Origin of the sequence: Micromonospora sp. NPDC006766, assembly GCF_040636055.1 — a bacterium.
Classification (GTDB): Bacteria; Actinomycetota; Actinomycetes; order Mycobacteriales; family Micromonosporaceae; genus Micromonospora.
Map to the genome: position 1 here is coordinate 1 of NZ_JBEYIX010000030.1, position 16,718 is coordinate 16,718.

16 protein-coding genes are annotated in these 16,718 nt (G+C 72.5%); 12 read left to right on the forward strand and 4 right to left on the reverse strand.

Annotated elements, in window-relative coordinates; all coding sequences use genetic code 11:
- The first annotated feature begins 108 nt into the window (after nucleotides 1–108).
- Complete coding sequence (locus ABZ671_RS21955) at nucleotides 109–441, forward strand: YnfA family protein (protein WP_357861050.1); 333 nt, start codon at nucleotides 109–111, stop codon at nucleotides 439–441.
- Between the two features lie 109 nt (nucleotides 442–550).
- On the opposite strand, the gene ABZ671_RS21960 is transcribed toward ABZ671_RS21955, so the two are convergent.
- A complete protein-coding gene (locus tag ABZ671_RS21960) occupies nucleotides 551–1,957 on the reverse strand; it encodes a lysine 2,3-aminomutase (RefSeq protein WP_357861053.1) in 1,407 nt (468 codons plus the stop codon).
- A gap of 156 nt (nucleotides 1,958–2,113) precedes the next feature.
- On the opposite strand from ABZ671_RS21960, the gene ABZ671_RS21965 reads away from it, so the two are divergent.
- The 6 genes from ABZ671_RS21965 to ABZ671_RS21990 are packed head-to-tail and all read left to right on the forward strand — an operon-like array spanning nucleotide 2,114 to nucleotide 8,822.
- On the forward strand, nucleotides 2,114–3,163 hold the full coding sequence (locus ABZ671_RS21965; RefSeq protein ID WP_357861238.1) for a zinc-binding alcohol dehydrogenase: 1,050 nt from the start codon (nucleotides 2,114–2,116) through the stop codon (nucleotides 3,161–3,163).
- A 5-nt stretch (nucleotides 3,164–3,168) separates the two neighbouring features.
- On the forward strand, nucleotides 3,169–4,740 hold the full coding sequence (locus ABZ671_RS21970; RefSeq protein ID WP_357861056.1) for an amidohydrolase: 1,572 nt from the start codon (nucleotides 3,169–3,171) through the stop codon (nucleotides 4,738–4,740).
- Complete coding sequence (locus tag ABZ671_RS21975) at nucleotides 4,737–6,296, forward strand: lysine 5,6-aminomutase subunit alpha (RefSeq protein ID WP_357861059.1); 1,560 nt, start codon at nucleotides 4,737–4,739, stop codon at nucleotides 6,294–6,296. Before ABZ671_RS21970 ends, ABZ671_RS21975 begins: the two co-directional genes overlap by 4 nt.
- Nucleotides 6,293–7,051: an OAM dimerization domain-containing protein gene (locus tag ABZ671_RS21980; protein ID WP_357861061.1), complete on the forward strand. Its 759-nt coding sequence runs from the start codon at nucleotides 6,293–6,295 to the stop codon at nucleotides 7,049–7,051. The genes ABZ671_RS21975 and ABZ671_RS21980 overlap by 4 nt, the downstream gene beginning before the upstream one ends.
- Complete coding sequence (locus ABZ671_RS21985; protein WP_357861064.1) at nucleotides 7,048–7,440, forward strand: hotdog domain-containing protein; 393 nt, start codon at nucleotides 7,048–7,050, stop codon at nucleotides 7,438–7,440. Before ABZ671_RS21980 ends, ABZ671_RS21985 begins: the two co-directional genes overlap by 4 nt.
- Entirely contained in the window at nucleotides 7,437–8,822 is a 1,386-nt protein-coding gene (locus ABZ671_RS21990; RefSeq protein ID WP_357861067.1) for a glutamate mutase L, read from the forward strand. Before ABZ671_RS21985 ends, ABZ671_RS21990 begins: the two co-directional genes overlap by 4 nt.
- A gap of 367 nt (nucleotides 8,823–9,189) precedes the next feature.
- Here ABZ671_RS21990 and ABZ671_RS21995 read toward each other — a convergent pair whose 3' ends face one another.
- Both ABZ671_RS21995 and ABZ671_RS22000 read right to left on the reverse strand, forming a co-directional pair.
- Entirely contained in the window at nucleotides 9,190–9,861 is a 672-nt protein-coding gene (locus ABZ671_RS21995; RefSeq protein WP_357861070.1) for a response regulator transcription factor, read from the reverse strand.
- On the reverse strand, nucleotides 9,858–11,039 hold the full coding sequence (locus ABZ671_RS22000) for a sensor histidine kinase (protein WP_357861074.1): 1,182 nt from the start codon (nucleotides 11,037–11,039) through the stop codon (nucleotides 9,858–9,860). Before ABZ671_RS22000 ends, ABZ671_RS21995 begins: the two co-directional genes overlap by 4 nt.
- A gap of 222 nt (nucleotides 11,040–11,261) precedes the next feature.
- On the opposite strand from ABZ671_RS22000, the gene ABZ671_RS22005 reads away from it, so the two are divergent.
- The 5 genes from ABZ671_RS22005 (at nucleotide 11,262) to ABZ671_RS22025 (ending at nucleotide 16,093) form a co-directional block, all read left to right on the forward strand.
- Complete coding sequence (locus ABZ671_RS22005) at nucleotides 11,262–12,299, forward strand: ABC transporter permease (protein WP_357861077.1); 1,038 nt, start codon at nucleotides 11,262–11,264, stop codon at nucleotides 12,297–12,299.
- Nucleotides 12,296–12,979 (forward strand): ABC transporter ATP-binding protein, encoded by a 684-nt coding sequence (locus ABZ671_RS22010; protein WP_357861080.1) that lies wholly within the window; start codon nucleotides 12,296–12,298, stop codon nucleotides 12,977–12,979. The genes ABZ671_RS22005 and ABZ671_RS22010 overlap by 4 nt, the downstream gene beginning before the upstream one ends.
- Nucleotides 12,980–13,070: 91 nt before the next feature.
- Nucleotides 13,071–14,678, forward strand: coding sequence for an apolipoprotein N-acyltransferase (gene lnt, locus ABZ671_RS22015; RefSeq protein WP_357861083.1), 1,608 nt, complete (start codon nucleotides 13,071–13,073; stop codon nucleotides 14,676–14,678).
- Between the two features lie 39 nt (nucleotides 14,679–14,717).
- A complete protein-coding gene (locus tag ABZ671_RS22020) occupies nucleotides 14,718–15,512 on the forward strand; it encodes a polyprenol monophosphomannose synthase (RefSeq protein ID WP_357861086.1) in 795 nt (264 codons plus the stop codon).
- Nucleotides 15,513–15,568: 56 nt separating this feature from the next.
- A complete protein-coding gene (locus ABZ671_RS22025) occupies nucleotides 15,569–16,093 on the forward strand; it encodes an FxsA family protein (RefSeq protein WP_357861089.1) in 525 nt (174 codons plus the stop codon).
- Between the two features lie 75 nt (nucleotides 16,094–16,168).
- Here ABZ671_RS22025 and ABZ671_RS22030 read toward each other — a convergent pair whose 3' ends face one another.
- Nucleotides 16,169–16,510 (reverse strand): RNA polymerase-binding protein RbpA, encoded by a 342-nt coding sequence (locus ABZ671_RS22030; RefSeq protein ID WP_089016192.1) that lies wholly within the window; start codon nucleotides 16,508–16,510, stop codon nucleotides 16,169–16,171.
- Nucleotides 16,511–16,718 lie beyond the last annotated feature (208 nt).

Genomic DNA, 16,718 nt, shown 5'->3' on the forward strand with positions numbered 1-16,718 from the left:
GATTCTCGTTCATCTAGTGTGTGACTGGTGTTCTTAGGTGTTCTATTGCGATGTGGCCCCTGTTGGGGGCCCGCCGCCGCGCGTTTCGCCAGGATCTAGGGTCGCAGGATGGTCGTCCTGCGTTCTCTGCTGCTGTTCGTGTTGGCCGCGCTCGCGGAGATCGGTGGGGCGTGGCTGGTCTGGCAGGGCTGGCGGGAGCACCGGGGCCTGTGGTGGGTGGCGGCCGGGGTGCTGGCGTTGGGGGCGTACGGCTTCGTGGCGACGTTCCAGCCGGACGCGCACTTCGGGCGGATCCTGGCGGCCTACGGGGGCGTGTTCGTGGCCGGGTCGCTGGCCTGGGGGATCGTGGTGGACGGGTTTCGCCCGGACCGGTGGGACGTGGTGGGCGCCGCGATCTGCCTGCTGGGCGTCGCGGTGATCATGTACGCCCCGCGGAGCTGACGCCGGCGGATCAGGGCGACGGCGGTGTGCCGGAAGCGATATGCCGCTGAGGCATAAGTATTCCTCAGCGGCATATCGCTGTTGACGTGGGCGAGCTTGCCCGGACAGGTCAGTCGTTGCGGTGGGCCGCCCACCAGGCCTGGCCGGCCTCGGGCAGGGTGTCGATCGGGTCGTAGTAGGCGTAGCGCTTGTCGAGCGCCTCGTGGTCGGTCGACTCGATGGAGGTGCGGTAGTTCTTGGTCCAGTAGGAGACGCCGCGTTCGCGGTCGTACTCGGTGAGCATGTGCACCCAGCGCTTGCCGACGAACGGCACGTCGCAGACGATGCGCGGGGTGGCGTAGCCGGGTAGGTAGCCCATGATGTCGTGCTGGAGCTGCTGGGCGTGCCAGACGGGGACCCGCCAGTGCTCGGCGTTGGGGATCATGTCGCACATGTAGAAGTAGTACGGCAGGATGCCGGCTTCGCCTTGGAGGGCGAAGCAGAGGTCGAGCAGGTCGGCGGCGGTGGCGTTGACGCCGCGCATGAGGACGCCCTGGTTGCGGACGTCTCGGACGCCGACGTCGAGGGCGGTCTGGGCGGCTTTGGCGACCAGCGGGGTGATGGACTGCCGGTGGTTGACGTGGGTGTGGATGGCCAGGTTGACGCCGCGGCGGGAGGCGGTGCGGGCGACCCGTTCGAGGCCTTCGACGACGTCGGGCTGGAGCCAGTGCTGGGGCAGGCCCATGAGGGCCTTGGTGGCGAGCCGGATGTCGCGGATGGTTTCGATCTCGAGCAGTCGCATCAGGTAGGACTCGAGGTTTTTCCACGGCACGTTGGCCACGTCGCCGCCGGAGACGACGACGTCGCGGACGCCGGGGTGGGCCTTGAGGTAGGCGATGTGGGCGTCGTAGCGGTCGACGGGTTTGAGGGTGAGCTTGAGCTTGTCGACGGCGGGGGTGGAGTTGCCGACGAGGTCCATCCGCGTGCAGTGGCCGCAGTACTGCGGGCAGGTGGAGAGCAGTTCGGCGAGGACTTTGGTCGGGTAGCGGTGGGTGAGGCCTTCGGCGACCCACATGTCGTGTTCGTGGAGGCTGTCGCGGCTGGCGTAGGGGTGGGAGGGCCAGTCGGTGCGCCGGTCGGAGGCGACGGGGATCATGTAGCGCCGGACCGGGTCGGCCAGGAGCGCCTCGGTGGTCATGGGCTCGAAGGGCACCATGGTGTTGAGCATCTGCGGGGGCACCAGCATGGACATGGTGGCCAGGGCCTTCTGGTCGGCCTCGAGGTCGGCGTAGAAGGTTTCGTCGACCAGGTCGCCGAGGACGGTGCGTAGCTGCTTGATGTTCTTGACGCAGTTGACCCGCTGCCACTGGGCGTTCTCCCACTGGTCGCGGGTGACGTGGCGCCAGCCGGGGAAGCGGGTCCAGTCGGGCTCGACCAGCGGGTTGCGGCGGTATTCGTAGGGCTGTCCGGCGGTGGGGACGGCGACCGGCGCGGGGCGTGGCGCAGGGATGGTCTCCACCGGTTGGGTCTGGGTCACGGCCCCTCCTGGTTGTGGTGCGGGTTGATCAATGGTCCCGAAGGCTACTGGAAAATATCCGGTGAAGAAATTAGTCTGCCGGAAGTTTTCCCGCGATGCGACCCCTGCTCAGGGGGTTCGGGCGGTGGACGGAGGGGGTTGGGCGTGACGTCACCGGTGGGTCTGCACCGCGTCGTGGAACCTGCGGGAGTGCTGCCGCAGGCGGCGTGGCGGCTGGACGCCGATCCGCGGATCGCCTCTAACGAGGTGCGGATCCGCGTGGAGCGGCTGAACCTGGACGCGGCGAGCTTCCGGCAGCTGTCGGAGAAGCACGGCGGTGACGGGGAGAAGGTCCGCGCCGAGGTGCTGGAGATCATCTCTGCTCGGGGGAAGATGCAGAACCCGGTGACCGGGTCGGGCGGCATGCTGATCGGCACGGTTGAGGAGGCGGGGCGGCGGTCGCCGTTGGGGCTGAGGCCGGGTGACCGGGTGGCGACGCTGGTGTCGCTGACGCTGACCCCGCTGATGATCCTCGACGGGTTGGCCCGGTGGGACGGGCGCAGCGAGCAGGTGCCGTGCGACGGGTACGCGATCCTGTTCGCCCGGTCGATCGCGGCGGTGCTGCCGGCGGACCTGCACCCGGAGTTGTCTCTGGCGGTGCTGGACGTGTGCGGGGCGCCGGCGTTGACCGCGCGGGTGGTCGCGGAGCAGGTGCAGCGGCGGCAGCGTGCCGGGGACGCCCGGCCGGTGCGGGTGGCGGTGATCGGCGGGGCCGGTAAGAGCGGGTCGCTGTCCCTCGCGGCGGCGCGGCGGGCGGGTGCGGGTCGTACGGTCGGGGTGGTGCCGGTGGCGGCGGAGCGGGACGCGCTGGTCGCGGCCGGTCTGGCCGACGCGGTCGCGTTGGCCGACGCGCGGGATCCGGTGGGGTTGTCCACGGCGGTGACCACGGCGTTTGGGGCCCCGGCGGATGTGACGGTGGTCTGCGTGGACGTGCCGGGTTGCGAGCACGGGGCGATCCTGGCGACCGAGGACGGCGGCACGGTGATCTTTTTCTCGATGGCGACGAGTTTCGCCGGGGCGGCGTTGGGCGCGGAGGGCCTGGCGGCGGATGTGACGATGCTGGTGGGTAACGGGTACGTGCCGGGGCATGCGGAGTTGGCGTTGGGGTTGCTGCGGGCCGAGCCGGGGGTGCGGCGTCTGTTCGAGGCTCGGCTGGCGGCAGACTGACAGTCATGACGAACCCCTCGACTTTGTATCGCGGCGGGATGCTGCACTGTCCGGCTGACCCGCGCGCGACGGCGTTGCTGGTGCGTGATGGTCGGATCGCCTGGTTGGGTGAGGACGCGGATGCGCCGTCGGCCGACCGGGTGGTGGATCTGGCCGGGGCGTTGGTGACTCCGGCGTTCGTGGATGCGCATGTGCATGCCACGGATACCGGGCTGGCGTTGTCGGGGTTGGATTTGTCGGGGGTGCGGTCGGCCGGTGAGTTGTTGGCCGCGGTGTCGGCGTTCGCCGCTGGTGTGCCGGGGGACGCGGTGGTGCTGGGGCACGGTTGGGACGAGTCGTCCTGGGCGGAGCGGGCGCTGCCGGACGCGGCGGCGTTGGACCGGGCGGCCGGGGGGCGGCGGGTGTATCTGTCGCAGGCGTCGATTCATTCGGCGCTGGTGTCGCGGGCGCTGCTGGCGGCCTGTCCGGAGGCGGCGGGCGCCGTCGGGTACGACTCGTCGGGCTGGTTGCGGCGGGACGCGCACCATGTGGTGCGGGCGGCGGCGTTCGGGTCGGTGACCCGGTTGCAGCGGGTGGCCGCGCAGCGGCGGGCCTTGGCGCACGCGGCGTCGTTGGGGATCGCCGCGGTGCACGAGTGCGGTGGTCCGGAGATTTCCGACGAGGAGGATTTCACCGGGTTGTTGGGCATCTCGGGTGTCGGGTTGCCGGAGGTGTACGGCTACTGGGGTGAGCTGCTGGGTGCGGCGCGGGCCCGGGAGTTGGGGGCGGTGGGTGCCGGTGGTGATCTGTTCGCCGATGGGGCGTTGGGGTCACGGACGGCGCATGTGTCGGCGGCGTACCTGGATGGTGAGTCGGGGGGTTGTGGGCACGGGTACGTGACGGCTGAGCAGGTGCGTGATCATCTGTTGGATTGTGCGGCGCACGGGTTGCAGGGGGGTTTCCATGCGATCGGTGATGCGGCGATCTCGACGGTCCTCGACGGGTTCGCGGGTGCGGCGCAGCGGGTGGGTGTGGATCGGCTGCGGGCGGCCCGGCATCGGGTCGAGCACGCGGAGATCATGAGTAAGCGGCTGATCGCCGGGTTTGTGGAGTACGGGATTGTCGCGTCGATGCAGCCGGCGTTTGACCGGTTGTGGGGTGGCGCGGGTCGGATGTATGAGTCGCGGTTGGGTTTGTCCCGGTCGTTGGAGTCCAATCCGATGGGGGCGATGCATTCGGTCGGGGTGGCGTTGGCGTTCGGTTCGGATTCGCCGGTGACGCCGTTGGATCCGTGGGGTTCGGTGCGGGCGGCGGCGGCGCACCATAATCCGGCGCAGCGGATGAGTGTGCGGTCGGCGTTCGCCGCGCACACCCGTGGTGGGTGGCGGGCGGTGCACCTGGACAACGAGGGTGTGCTGGCGTTGGGTGCGGCGGCGACGTTCGCGGTGTGGTCGACCCCGGCTGGGGTGCAGCGGGGCCTGCCGGTGCTGGAGGCGGAGGATCCGGAGTTGCGGGGCGCGGATGATCCGACGCCGCTGCCGGTGTGCCGGTTGACGGTGCTGCGCGGTGACGTGATCTATGAGGAAGGTAGTTCGTGACCGGAAAGCTTGGGCTGGACCCGGCGTTGGTGGTGCGGGCGCGGGAGTTGGCGCGTCGTGCGGGGCAGCCGGTGGTGGAGTTGGCGCGTAGCCACACCACGGTGTCGGTGGAGCGGGCGGTGCTGCGGCTGGCGGGGGTGACCGGCGCGGACCCGGACGGTATTCCGTGGGTGAACCGCCTCGTGGACGCGGTGGTTGCGGATGTGGGGTTGGGGCACGGGGTGGCGGTGCCGGTGTTCGACGCCCTCGCCCGGGAGGAGATCACCGATGTGACGTTGCTGGCGCAGAAGGCGGCGGCGGGGTCGGTGCGGTTCGCGGTGCCCACTGGCAAGGCGGGCGCCGCGGCGCGGAAGGCGGCTCGCCGGGCGGTCGCTGCGGGTGTGCGGCAGATCGATCGGCGGCGCGCGGAGCGGGACCGGCTGATCAGGCGGTACGGGGATCCGAAGCAGCGGCCGTGGGTGTATCTGATCGTGGCCACGGGCGATATCTATGAGGATATTCCGCAGGCGCAGGCGGCGGCGCGGGCCGGCGCGGACATCATCGCGGTGATCCGGTCGACGGGGCAGTCGTTGCTGGACTATGTGCCGGAGGGCGCGACGCGGGAGGGGTTCGCCGGCACGTACGCGACGCAGGAGAATTTCCGGCTGATGCGGGCCGCTCTGGATGAGTCGTCGCGGGAGTTGGGGCGGTATGTGCGGTTGACGAATTACGCGTCGGGTCTGTGCATGCCGGAGATGGCGACTCTGGCCGGCCTGGAGCGGCTGGACATGATGCTCAACGACTCGATGTACGGGATTTTGTTCCGTGACATCAATCCGATCCGCACGTTTGTCGATCAGCGGTTCTCGCGGCAGGTGCACGCCCGGGCGGGGATCATCATCAACACTGGTGAGGACAACTACCTGACCACCGCGGACGCGGTCGATGAGGCGCACACGGTGACGGTGTCGCAGCTGCTGAACGAGTATTTCGCGCACGAGGCGGGGTTGGCGGACTGGCAGTTGGGGCTGGGGCACGCGTTCGAGATCAACCCGGATGTGCCGGAGTCGTTCCGCCTGGAGTTGGCGCATGCGTTGTTGGCGCGGGAGTTGTTCCCGGAGGCGCCGTTGAAGTGGATGCCGCCGACGAAGCACATGACCGGTGACGTGTTCCGGGGCAACCTGTTGGACGGGTTCTTCAACCTGGCGGGCGCCATGACCGGGCAGGGGATTCTGTTGGTGGGGATGATGACCGAGGCGGTGGTGACGCCGTGGTTGTCGGACCGGGACATCGCCTTGCAGAACGTTCGTTACGTGTTGGGCGCGGCGGGTGGGTTGCACGAGGATTTCGTGCCGGCGCCGGGCGGGTTCATTCAGCAGCGCGCGCACCGGGTTCTGGGCGAGGCTGTCGACCTGTTGGACCGTATTGGTGAGCAGTCGTTGTTGTCGGCGATCGCCGAGGGCACGTTCGGGATCATGAAGCGGCCGGCGGACCGTGGTAAGGGCCTGGACGGGGTGGCCCGGCATGAGGCCGACTACTACAACCCGGCGACGGAGATGTTGGAGGCGGCGGCGTGAGCGCCTCGGAGAAGACGATCGTCCGGCCGTACGGGGACACCACGGGTGACGGCATGGTGCAGGTGTCGTTCACGCTGCCGGTGCCGCACGACAAGCGGGCCGAGGGCGCTGCGGTGCAGTTGGCCAACAGGATGGGCATTGACCCGGCGATGTTGGTGCACGCCAAGCAGATGGGGGACGGGTTCACGTTCTTCGTGGTGTATGGGCGGGTGAACCATCTGGTGGACCTTTCGGCGGTGCAGGTGGTGGAGCGGGACTTTCCGCTGCTGTCGGCCAAGGAGGTCAACGGGGTGGTGAAGCAGAGGTTGCGGCGCAAGCTGTCGGTGGTGGGGGCGTGCATCGGCACGGACGCGCACACGGTCGGTATCGACGCGATCCTCAACGTGAAGGGCATCGCGGGGGAGAAGGGCCTGGAGTACTACCGGGAGTTGAAGGTCACGAATCTGGGTGCGCAGGTGAGTGTGCCGGAGTTGGTGGAGGCGGCGCGGCGGGAGAAGGCCGACGCGGTGCTCGTCTCGCAGGTGGTCACTCAGCGTGATGCGCATTTGCACAACACCCGGGAGATGTCGGCGGCGTTCCGGGAGGCGATGCCGGCGGGTCGGCGGCCGCTGCTGATCGTCGGTGGGCCCCGGTTCGACGAGACGATGACGCAGGAGTTGGGGGTGGACCGGATTTTCGGTCGGGGCACCACTCCCGGTGAGGTCGCCAGCTATCTGGTGCACGCCCTGATCACGGACAAGAAGGCGAAGAAATGAGCGGTTCGCGGGTCGGTCTGACCGTCACTCACCGTCGTTATGTGCCGTACGCGCACGCCCACTATGCGGGGAACCTGGTGGATGGGGCGTACGCGTTGGGCCTGTTCGGGGATGTCGCCACGGAGGTGTGTGTCCGCGGCGACGGTGACGAGGGCTTGTTCGCCTCGTACCAGGATGTGCAGTTCAAGGCGCCGATGAAGGCCGGGGACGTGTTGGAGGTGGTGGCGACGGTGACCCGGGTGGGCACCCGCAGCCGCACCATCGACTTCGAGGCCCGGGTGGTGTGCCGGGGCCGCCCCGACCGGGGTGAGTCGGCCGCGGAGGTCCTCGAGGTGCCGATCGTGGCGGTCACCGCGACCGGCACCGTGGTCGTGCCTTCGGCGACGTGAACGTCGCCGTCTGCGCCGACGTCGGGTCGACGTACACCAAGGCGGCGGTGGTGGATCTGGACGGTGGTCGGCTGGTCGGGGCGGCCGCCGCGCCGACCAGCGTGGGCACGGATGTGCTGCACGGCCTGGACGCCGCGGTCGCGGCCGCGACCGCCGGCGCGGGGGTGCGCGGTGACGTGGCCTGGTATGTGTGTTCGTCGGCCGGGGGTGGGTTGCGGCTGGCCGTCGTCGGTTACGAGCCGCTGGTCACCGCGCAGGCGGGCCGGCGGGTGGGGTTGTCGGCCGGGGCGAACGTGGTGCACGTGGCCGCCGGGCGGCTCGGCGCGGCCGATCTGGCCGGGCTGCGCGCGGCCCGCCCTGACGTGGTGCTGCTGGTCGGGGGCACCGACGGCGGTGACGCGGAGGTGTTGACGCACAACGCGACCCGGCTGGCGAAGGCCCGGTGGCGGGTGCCGGTGGTGCTCGCCGGCAACGGTGACGTCCGTGACGAGTTGCACGGCTTGCTGGTGGCTGCGGGAGTGCCGGTGACCGCCGCCGACAATGTGCTGCCCCGGATCGGGGTCCTCGCCCCCGGGGCGGCGCGGGCGGCGATCCGGGAGGTGTTCCTGCGGCACGTCATCGGGGGCAAGAAGTTGTCCCGGGGTGGCCGGTTCGCGCGGCTGGTCCGGGCGGCCACCCCGGACGCGGTGCTGACCGGGGTGGAGGTGCTCGCCGACGCGCTCGGTGGGGACCTGGTCGTGGTGGATGTCGGCGGGGCCACCACCGATGTGTACTCGGTGCTGACTCCGGACGAGCGGGACAGTGGGCCGGGTCGGGAGGTCGCCGGGACGTTGTGGCGGGCCCGCACCGTCGAGGGGGACCTGGGCATGCGGTGGAGCGCGCCCGGTGTGGTGCGCGCCGCCGTGGAGGAACGTCTCCTCGACCCGGGGGAGGCGGACGAGTTGGCCGCTGTCGCGGCGGTGCGGGCCGCTGACCCGGGTTTCCTGCCCGGCGGGGACGCCGACCGGGCGGCCGACCGGCGGATCGCCGCGCTCGCGGCGACGGTGGCGGTGCGGCGGCACGCCCGTGGGGCGGCCACCGGGGAGCGGGCCGGTCGGGATCTGCGTGACGTGAAGCTGATGGTCGGCTCCGGTGGGGTGCTGCGGCACGCCGACGCCGGTGACGCGGCGGGGGTGCTCGCGGCGGTGCTCGGCGACCACGCCGGCGGGTGGCCGTTGCCCCGGGCGGCCCGCGCGGTCGTCGACGTCGACTACGTCCTCGCGGCCGGCGGGTTGCTCACCGCCGAGCATCCGGGGGCGGCGGTCGGGTTGCTGCGCCGCCACCTCGCCGCGGATGTGGTGGCAGCGGATCGGGACGCGCCGACGCGACACGCCGTGGTGTGAGACACGACAGGCCGGGGTGGGTTGACAGCGGCGGGGGTGCACGCCGTACCGTCTTTGAGTCCTATCACGGGAAGCGGCTGCTGTTCGCTTCGTCCCTTCGTCCGCTGGCCGAGCGACCCGATGTGGTTGCGGCGGCCAGGTCCAGCGGGCGGGGGTCGGCGGGGCGGCGCGAACCGGCCGCGGTTACCGGTGTACGGGCAGGGTGAAAGGCACGGCCAGTAGACAACGGCCAGGCGGGGGCAGCCAGTCCACGTCCGGTCGGTCCGAAGGTCGGCGCCGGTCATCCTCGCCCCACCGGCCGGGAGGGGCCTGGGAGCATCGGGGCGCGGCGCAGGCCGCGCCCCGATTCCGTTTGCGGCCGCTTGGGTCAGCGGCGCGGCGGGCGGCCGGCGGTGTGACGCGGGCCGGGGCGGGCGCGGATGAGGCCGAGGCTGGTGGCGGCGGCGACTGCGGCGGTGCGGGAGTCGACGCCGAGTTTGGTGTAGATGCGGGCCAGGTGTGACTTGACGGTGCCCTCGGTGAGATGCAGCCGCGCGGCGGTGGCCCGGTTGGACAGCCCTTCGGCGACCAGCACGAGCACGTCGGTCTCGCGCCCGGTCAGGGCGGTGGCGGGGGCGCGCAGCCGGTTCATGAGCCGGTCGGCCACGGCCGGGGCCAGTGTCGTGCGGCCGGCCGCGGCGGTGCGCACGGCGGCGGCGAGCGCCTCGGGCGGGGCATCTTTGAGCAGGTAGCCGGTGGCGCCGGCTTCGATGGCCGGCAGGGTGTCGGCGTCCGAGTCGTAGGTGGTGACGATCAGGACGCGGGGCGCGTCGGGGCGGGCGGTGATGGCGGCGGTGGCCTCGGCGCCGTTCATGCCCCGCCCGAACTGCAGGTCCATGAGTACGACGTCGATGTCGCCGGCGGCGGCGCGAGCGACGGCGTCTTCGGCGGTGGCGGCCTCGGCCACCACGAGCAGGCCGGGTTCGGTTTCCAGCACGGCCCGCAGGCCGGCCCGGACCACCGGGTGGTCGTCGGCCACCAGCAGGCGAAGGTCGGTCACCGGTTCACCTCGGCGCCGGGAACGGGCACGATGACCGGTAGCCGGGCGGTCACGGTGGCGCCCTGCCCGGGGGTGGAGGTGACGTCGAGGGCGCCACCGAGGTCGTGCACGCGGGCGCGCATGGCAGCCAGGCCGAAACCGGTGGCGTCCGGATCGAAACCCACGCCGTTGTCGGCGATCCGCACGGTCACCTGTTCGTCGAGGTAGCCGAGGGTGACCTCGACCGTGGTGGCGTGGGCGTGGCGGACGGTGTTGGCCAGGGCGGACTGGGCGATGCGCAGCAGGGCGACCTCGTGTGCGGTGGGCAGCGGCAGCGGGTCGCCGGTGAGGTGGAACCGCGCGGCGAGCCGGTGCCGGGCGGATGTGGTGGCGCACAGCCGGCGCAGGGCGTCGGCCAGGGTGGTGTCCTGCAGGGCCGGCGGGGTGAGGGCGGTGACGAAGCGGCGGGCCTCGGCGAGGTTGTCCACGGCCGCCTGGCGGGCCTGCTCCACGTGGCGGGCGGCGGCCCCGTCGGGCAGGGACCGCTCGGCGGCGCGCAGCAACAGCTGGATGCTGGTCAGCCCCTGGGCGAGGGTGTCGTGGATCTCCCGGGCCAGGCGTTCGCGTTCGGCCAGCACCCCGGCGGTGTGCTGGGCGGCGGACAGGTCCGCGCGGGTGGCGGTGAGTTCCTCGATCAGCCGGCGCCGCTGCTCGCTTTCCCGGTAGAGGGTCTGATACCCCCACACCACCGCTACCGCGACGGCCGCGCCCAGCGCCGGGCCGACGGCGGTGGCCAGGGCGAATGAGCCCCGGTGGGCGGCGAACGCGAGGATCGCCGCGAGCGCGGTCGCGGCGACCGCTGCCGGACCCGCCCGGCGTGGCAACAGATGCAGCTGCAGGAAATAGAACGGGAACGCGAGCCACACCGCGTCGGCGGACAGGACCAGCAGCAACAGCCACAGCACACCCACGGCGGCCAGCCACCCGGCGGCGGCCCGGCGGGCGGCGTGGGCGCGCGGCAGCAGCCCACCGGCGGCGTAGACCAGCATCAGCAGCGCCGACGCGGCGACCACGCCGGCCGCGTGCGGGGCGGCGGCCACGGCCCGACCGGCGGTCAGGGTGAGGAGGCCGACGACCAGCAGGTGCAGGCACCAGGCCAGGGCGCGGACGCCTGGGGCGGAGGTGGTGGTGGTGTTCACGGTTCTTCCAGCCTAGGCGCTGGCCGGCGTGGTCGCTCTCTGCCAAAAGATGCAACCCGACCGCTGCCGTTCGGTCCGTGAAGTCCCGTCCTGGGTCAGATGTCGCCGGCGCACGCGGGGGCGACGCTGGACAGGCACCGCTACTGCCTCATGAAAGGGCCGGGACCTGTCGTGTTCGTCGCCTGGAGAGATCTCAAGTTCGCCAGAGGGCGGTTCGCCCTGATGGGGGCCGTCGTCGCGTTGATCAGCATGCTGGTCGGGCTGCTGTCCGGGCTCACCGCCGGTCTGGGCCGCCAGAACGTTTCCGCGATCACCGACCTGCCCGCGGACCGGATCGCCTTCGCCGCGCCCGCCGGCGGGCAGGACGTGTCGTACGCCGACTCCACGGTCACGCAGCAGCAGTGGCGGCGGTGGGCGCAGGTGCCCGGGGTGAGCCGGGCCGAACCGTTGGGGATCACCGTCACCCGGGCCGCCGCGGGTGACGTGGGCGCCGGGGTGGCCGTCTTCGGGGTCCTGCCCGGATCCGCGTTGGCGCCCGACGGCGCGCGGATCGACGGCCGGTCGGTGGTGCTGTCGGCGTCCGCCGCCGACGATCTGCAGGTGGGGGCCGGTGACACTGTCACCGTCGCCGGGCGGGGGTTGACGGTCGCCGGGGTGCGGGGCGACGCCTCCTACAGCCACACCCCGGTGATCTGGGTCAGCCTCGACACGTGGCGGCAGGCTGCGCCGTGGTCCGGCGCCGCCGACGTCGCGACCGCCACGGTCATCGCCCTGACCACCACCGGCGATGTCGACGTCGAGGCCGCCGACGCGGCTGCCGGCACCAGCACCGTCACGGTCGACGCCTCGTTGTCCGCGATCGGCTCCTACGCCTCGGAGAACAGCTCGCTGCAGTTGATGCGGGGTTTCCTGTTCGTCATTGCCGCTCTGGTCATCGGCGCGTTCTTCAGCGTGTGGACCATCCAGCGCGGCGCCGACGTCGCCGTGTTGAAGGCGCTGGGCGCCTCCACTGGGAATCTGCTGCGTGACGCGCTCGGTCAGGCTGTCGTCCTGCTGGCCGCGGGCACCCTGGTCGGCAGCGCTGTCGCCGTCGCCCTCGGCGCCGCCGTCGCGGCGTCGGCCGTGCCGTTTCTCCTCGCCCCCGCCACGGTCCTCGCGCCGGCCGCCGTGATCGTTGTCCTCGGCGCGCTCGGGGCGGCCCTGGCCATCCGCCGTGTCACGTCCGTCGATCCGCTGACCGCCCTGGGGAGCTCCCGATGAGCCTCAACCTTTCCGATATCACCCTCACCTATCCCGACGGCGCGGGTCGGTTGACCGCGCTGGACCAGGTCACCCTCGACGTGCCGCGGGGCAGCCTCACCGCCGTTGTCGGCCCGTCCGGGTCCGGCAAGTCCAGCCTCCTGGCCGTCGCCGCCGCCCTCATCACTCCCGACGCCGGCACCGTCACCATCGACGGGACCGCCACCACCGGCCTGAGCAGGGCGGAACTGGCCGACCTGCGGCGGCGGCGCATCGGCGTCGTCTTCCAGCAGCCGAACCTGCTGCCCTCGCTCACCGCCGTGGAGCAGCTGCAGGTCATGGCGCAGATCGGTGGGCGGTCCCCCGCCCGGGCCCGGCCCAGGGCGATGGAACTGTTGCACGCTGTCGGTCTCGCTGGGGAGGCCGGCCGGCGTCCCCACCAGATGTCCGGCGGGCAGCGTCAGCGCGTCAACATCGCCCGCGCCCTGATGCACGAGCCCACCGTGCTGCTGGTCGACGAACCCACCAGCGCCCTTGACCACGACCGTGGCGCCGCTGTCGTCGACCTGATCGTCCGTCTCACCCACCAGCAGGCCGCCGCGACCGTCCTGGTCACCCACGACCGCACCCACCTGGCCGCCGTCGACCGGGTTGTGCAGGTGCGCGACGGGCGGCTGGGCACGCCGACTCCGGCGCGCTGAGCGGCCGTGTGGGTGGCGGGGCCACGGCGTCCACCGGCGGCGGCGCGGGCCGGCCGGGTAGCCTTCGGCGCGTGATCGTGATGGAGCGCCGGTGACCACCCTCGACCGCCCGCAGGCGCGCACCGCGGGCGGGGCACCCGACCCGGTGGCGGCGCGGCGTCCGCTGCCGCTGCCGGTGGCCGTGCCGCTGGCCGTGCTGGCGGGGCTGGCGATGCTGGCCGCGTTCCCCCCGTACGGGGTGTGGCCCCTGGCGCCGGTGGGGGTGGCGTTGCTGGCCGCGGCGGCGCACCGGCGGCGGCTGCGCGCCGGCGCCGGGCTCGGTTTCCTCACCGGGGTGGCGCTGTTCGCGCCGCTGCTGGAATGGACCAACCTGCACACCGGCTACCTGCCGTGGATCCTGCTGGCGTTGCTGCAGGCCGGCTATGTGGCGCTGCTCGGCGCGGCCACCTCCTGGGTGTCGCCGCTGGTCGACCGGCGCCGGCTGGTGTGGCCGCTGCTGACCGGGGTGCTGTGGGTGGGGCAGGAGGCGCTGCGTGACCGCACCCCGTTCGGCGGGTTCCCGTGGGGGCGGCTGGCGTTCAGCCAGGACACGTCGCCGCTGCTGCGGCTGGCCGCGCTCGGCGGCGCCCCGCTGGTCACCTGCGCGGTCGCGGTGGCCGGCGGGCTGCTGGTCACCGCCGCGTGGCGCGACTGGCGTCCACCGGCCGGGCAGTGGCGGCCGGTGGCGGGGGCCGCGGCCGCGTTGACCGCGCTGCTCGCCGCCGCGGCGGCGGTCCCGGTCGGCGTGCGCGGCGGCGGCGACACCGTCACCGTCGCCATCGTGCAGGGCAACGTGCCCCGCCTCGGGCTGGACTTCAACGCCCAGCGGGAGGCGGTGCTCGACAACCACGTCGAGGCCACCCTGAAGCTGGCCGAGCAGGTCGCCGCGGGCGCGCAACGCCGCCCCGACCTGGTGGTGTGGCCGGAGAACTCCAGCGACATCGACCCGCTGCGCAACCCGGACGCCGGGTACCGGATCTCCCAGGCCGCTGAGGCGGTCGGCGCGCCCGTGCTGGTGGGCGCGGTGCTGCTGGGCCCCGGGCCCGGGCAGGTCCGCAACGCCGGGCTGCTGTGGCGGCCCGGCAGCGGTGTCGACCTGGCGCAGATGTACGTCAAGCGGCACCCGGTGCCGTTCGCCGAGTACGTGCCGCTGCGCCGGATCGCCCGGATGGTCAGCGCGGAGGTGGACCGGGTCCGCACCGATTTCGTGGCCGGCGCCACGCCCGGGGTGCTCGACGCCGGGCCGGTCACCGTCGGGGACGTGATCTGCTTCGAGGTCGCCTACGACGGGATTGTCCGGGACACCGTCACCGGCGGCGGGCAGCTGCTGGTGGTGCAGACCAACAACGCGACCTTCGACGTGGCCGAGGCCCGCCAGCAGTTGGCCATGGTGCGGCTGCGCGCCGTCGAGCACGGCCGGGCGGCGCTGATGGCCTCCACGGTCGGGGTGTCCGGGTTCGTTACCCCCGACGGGCGGGTAGACGGGGCCACGGGGTTCAACACCGCGGCGGTGGTGGTCCGGCAGATGCGGTTGGGCGACGGGCGGACCCCGGCGACCCGGGCGGGGGTGTGGCCGGAGATGGCCCTCGCGGCGCTGGCCGTCGCGGCCCTGGCCGGCGCGGCGGTGCTGCGCCGTCGTCGGGAGGGCGCCCCCGGGTAGGACGAGGCGCCGGCAGGCCGGCGGGAGGGTGGTACGGCGGTGGGCGTGGCAGCGCAGCGGCGGACGTCCGGGCATCCCGGGGTGGGGCGGGTGCTCGTGGTCATCCCCACCTACAACGAGGCCGACAACGTCCGCCGGATCGTCGCGGGCGTCCACGCGGCGGCCCCGACGGTGGACGTCCTCGTGGCCGACGACAACAGTCCCGACGGCACCGGGGCGATCGCCGATGATCTGGCCCGTGGTGACCCGCGCGTGCACGTGCTGCACCGTCAGGGCAAGGATGGCCTCGGCGCGGCCTACCTGGCCGGTTTCGCGTGGGCGCGCCAGCGCGGCTACGACGCCGTGGTGGAGATGGACGCCGACGGGTCGCACGCCCCGCAGGACCTGCCGGCGCTGCTGGCCGCCGCCCGCGACGCCGACGTGGTGATCGGCTCCCGATGGACCCGCGGGGCGCGGGTGGTGAACTGGCCGCTGCGGCGGCTGCTGCTGTCGCGGTGCGCGAACCTGTACACGCGGCTGGCGTTGGGTATGCCGGTCACCGACGCCACCGGCGGCTACCGGGTGTACCGGACGGCCGTGTTGGAGGCGATTGACCTGGATTCGGTGCGGTCCCAGGGGTACGCGTTCCAGGTGGAGCTGTCCCGGCTGGCGCATCGGGCCGGGGTGCGAATCGTCGAGGTGCCGATCACGTTCGCCGAGCGGGAGCACGGTGACAGCAAGATGAGCCCGCTGATCGTGGCCGAGGCGTTGTGGCGGATCACCAGCTGGGGGGTGCGGGACCGGCGTACGGCGCTGCGGCGGGGCGGGCCCGACGAGCTGGCCCGATGGCCGTGAGTGGCGGCCGTGTCATGCTGGAGGAGCGTGATGACGCCCGTGGCTGATGAGGTGAGATGCGCCGACTGAGACTGAGGTATGTGCCGCCGGCTCTGCTGCTGTTGGCGGTGTTGGAGCTGATCGTGTTCGTCCTGGTGGGCCGGGCGGTCGGCTTCGGCGTCGCGCTGCTGCTGGTGTTCGGGGCGTCGTTGCTCGGCGTGGCGCTGCTGCGCCGGGAGGGGATGCGGGCGTGGCGGGGGTTCCGCGCCGCGGTGGATTCCGGGCAGCCGCCGGGTCAGCGGGTCACCGACGGCCTGGTCGGGCTGGCGGGGGCGTTGCTGCTGGCGTTGCCCGGCCTGATCACCGGTGCGGTGGGGTTGCTGCTGCTGGTGCCGCCGGTGCGGCGGTGGGTCCGCGCCGGCACGCAACGGGCCACGGAGCGTCGGGTGTCGTCGATGGTCGCCGGTGACCTGTTCGGCCCCCGCCGGGTGCGGGTGTACCGGGGCGCGCCGCAGGAGCCGCCGGCGACGCCGCAGCAGCAGCCGGCCGGGGAGCCGGGTGCGGCCATCGAGGGTGAGATCGTCGAACCCCGGCGGCCCTGAGCGCGGGGCTGAAACGTGACGAAGCGCCCCCGGGGATGACCCCGGGGGCGCTTCGGTCGTTTGGTGCTGCGCTGGTCAGGCGCGGCCTCGTCGGGTGCGGACCTCTTGGAGCCGTTCGGCGAGGATGTCCTCCAGCTCGGCGATGGAGCGCCGCTCCAGCAGCATGTCCCAGTGGGTGCGCGGCGGCTTGGCCTTCTTCTGCTCCGGCTCGCTGCCGTCGACCAGCCGGGCGACGCTGCCGTCGAACTTGCACTCCCAGGTCGCCGGGACCTCGGCGTCGACGGCGAACGGCACCTCGAACTGGTGCCCCTTGGCGCAGAGGTACTCGCGGGTCTGCCGCGGCGCGAGCTCCGTGTTGCGGTCGGATTCGTAGCTGACCGCGCCCAGTCGGCTTCCGCGCAGCATGCGCTCGCCCATGATCGATTTCCCCTCGTTGGTGGTGCTGGTCTTCTCGGTGTAACGGTTCGTCCCCGCCGGGCCATTCCCGCCCACGCCGGCGTCACCCGCGCGGGTCGGAACCCTGCAAGGGTAGCCGCCCACGCGAGGTGCCCGGCGGGGTCGTCCCCGGCCGGGTCGAATGGGTGGAGTGTTTCGGCTGTCACTGGGGATGTTAACCGCCCAGGGG

What these genes read in the sequence shown, in the direction of transcription:
- ABZ671_RS22025 (WP_357861089.1), top strand. Translation starts at nt 15,569, where the DNA reads ATGCGCCGACTGAGACTGAGGTATGTGCCGCCGGCTCTGCTGCTGTTG.
- ABZ671_RS21970 (WP_357861056.1), top strand. Translation starts at nt 3,169, where the DNA reads ATGACGAACCCCTCGACTTTGTATCGCGGCGGGATGCTGCACTGTCCG.
- ABZ671_RS21985 (WP_357861064.1), top strand. Translation starts at nt 7,048, where the DNA reads ATGAGCGGTTCGCGGGTCGGTCTGACCGTCACTCACCGTCGTTATGTG.
- ABZ671_RS21955 (WP_357861050.1), top strand. Translation starts at nt 109, where the DNA reads ATGGTCGTCCTGCGTTCTCTGCTGCTGTTCGTGTTGGCCGCGCTCGCG.
- ABZ671_RS22030 (WP_089016192.1), bottom strand. Translation starts at nt 16,510, where the DNA reads ATGGGCGAGCGCATGCTGCGCGGAAGCCGACTGGGCGCGGTCAGCTAC.
- ABZ671_RS22010 (WP_357861080.1), top strand. Translation starts at nt 12,296, where the DNA reads ATGAGCCTCAACCTTTCCGATATCACCCTCACCTATCCCGACGGCGCG.
- ABZ671_RS22005 (WP_357861077.1), top strand. Translation starts at nt 11,262, where the DNA reads ATGGGGGCCGTCGTCGCGTTGATCAGCATGCTGGTCGGGCTGCTGTCC.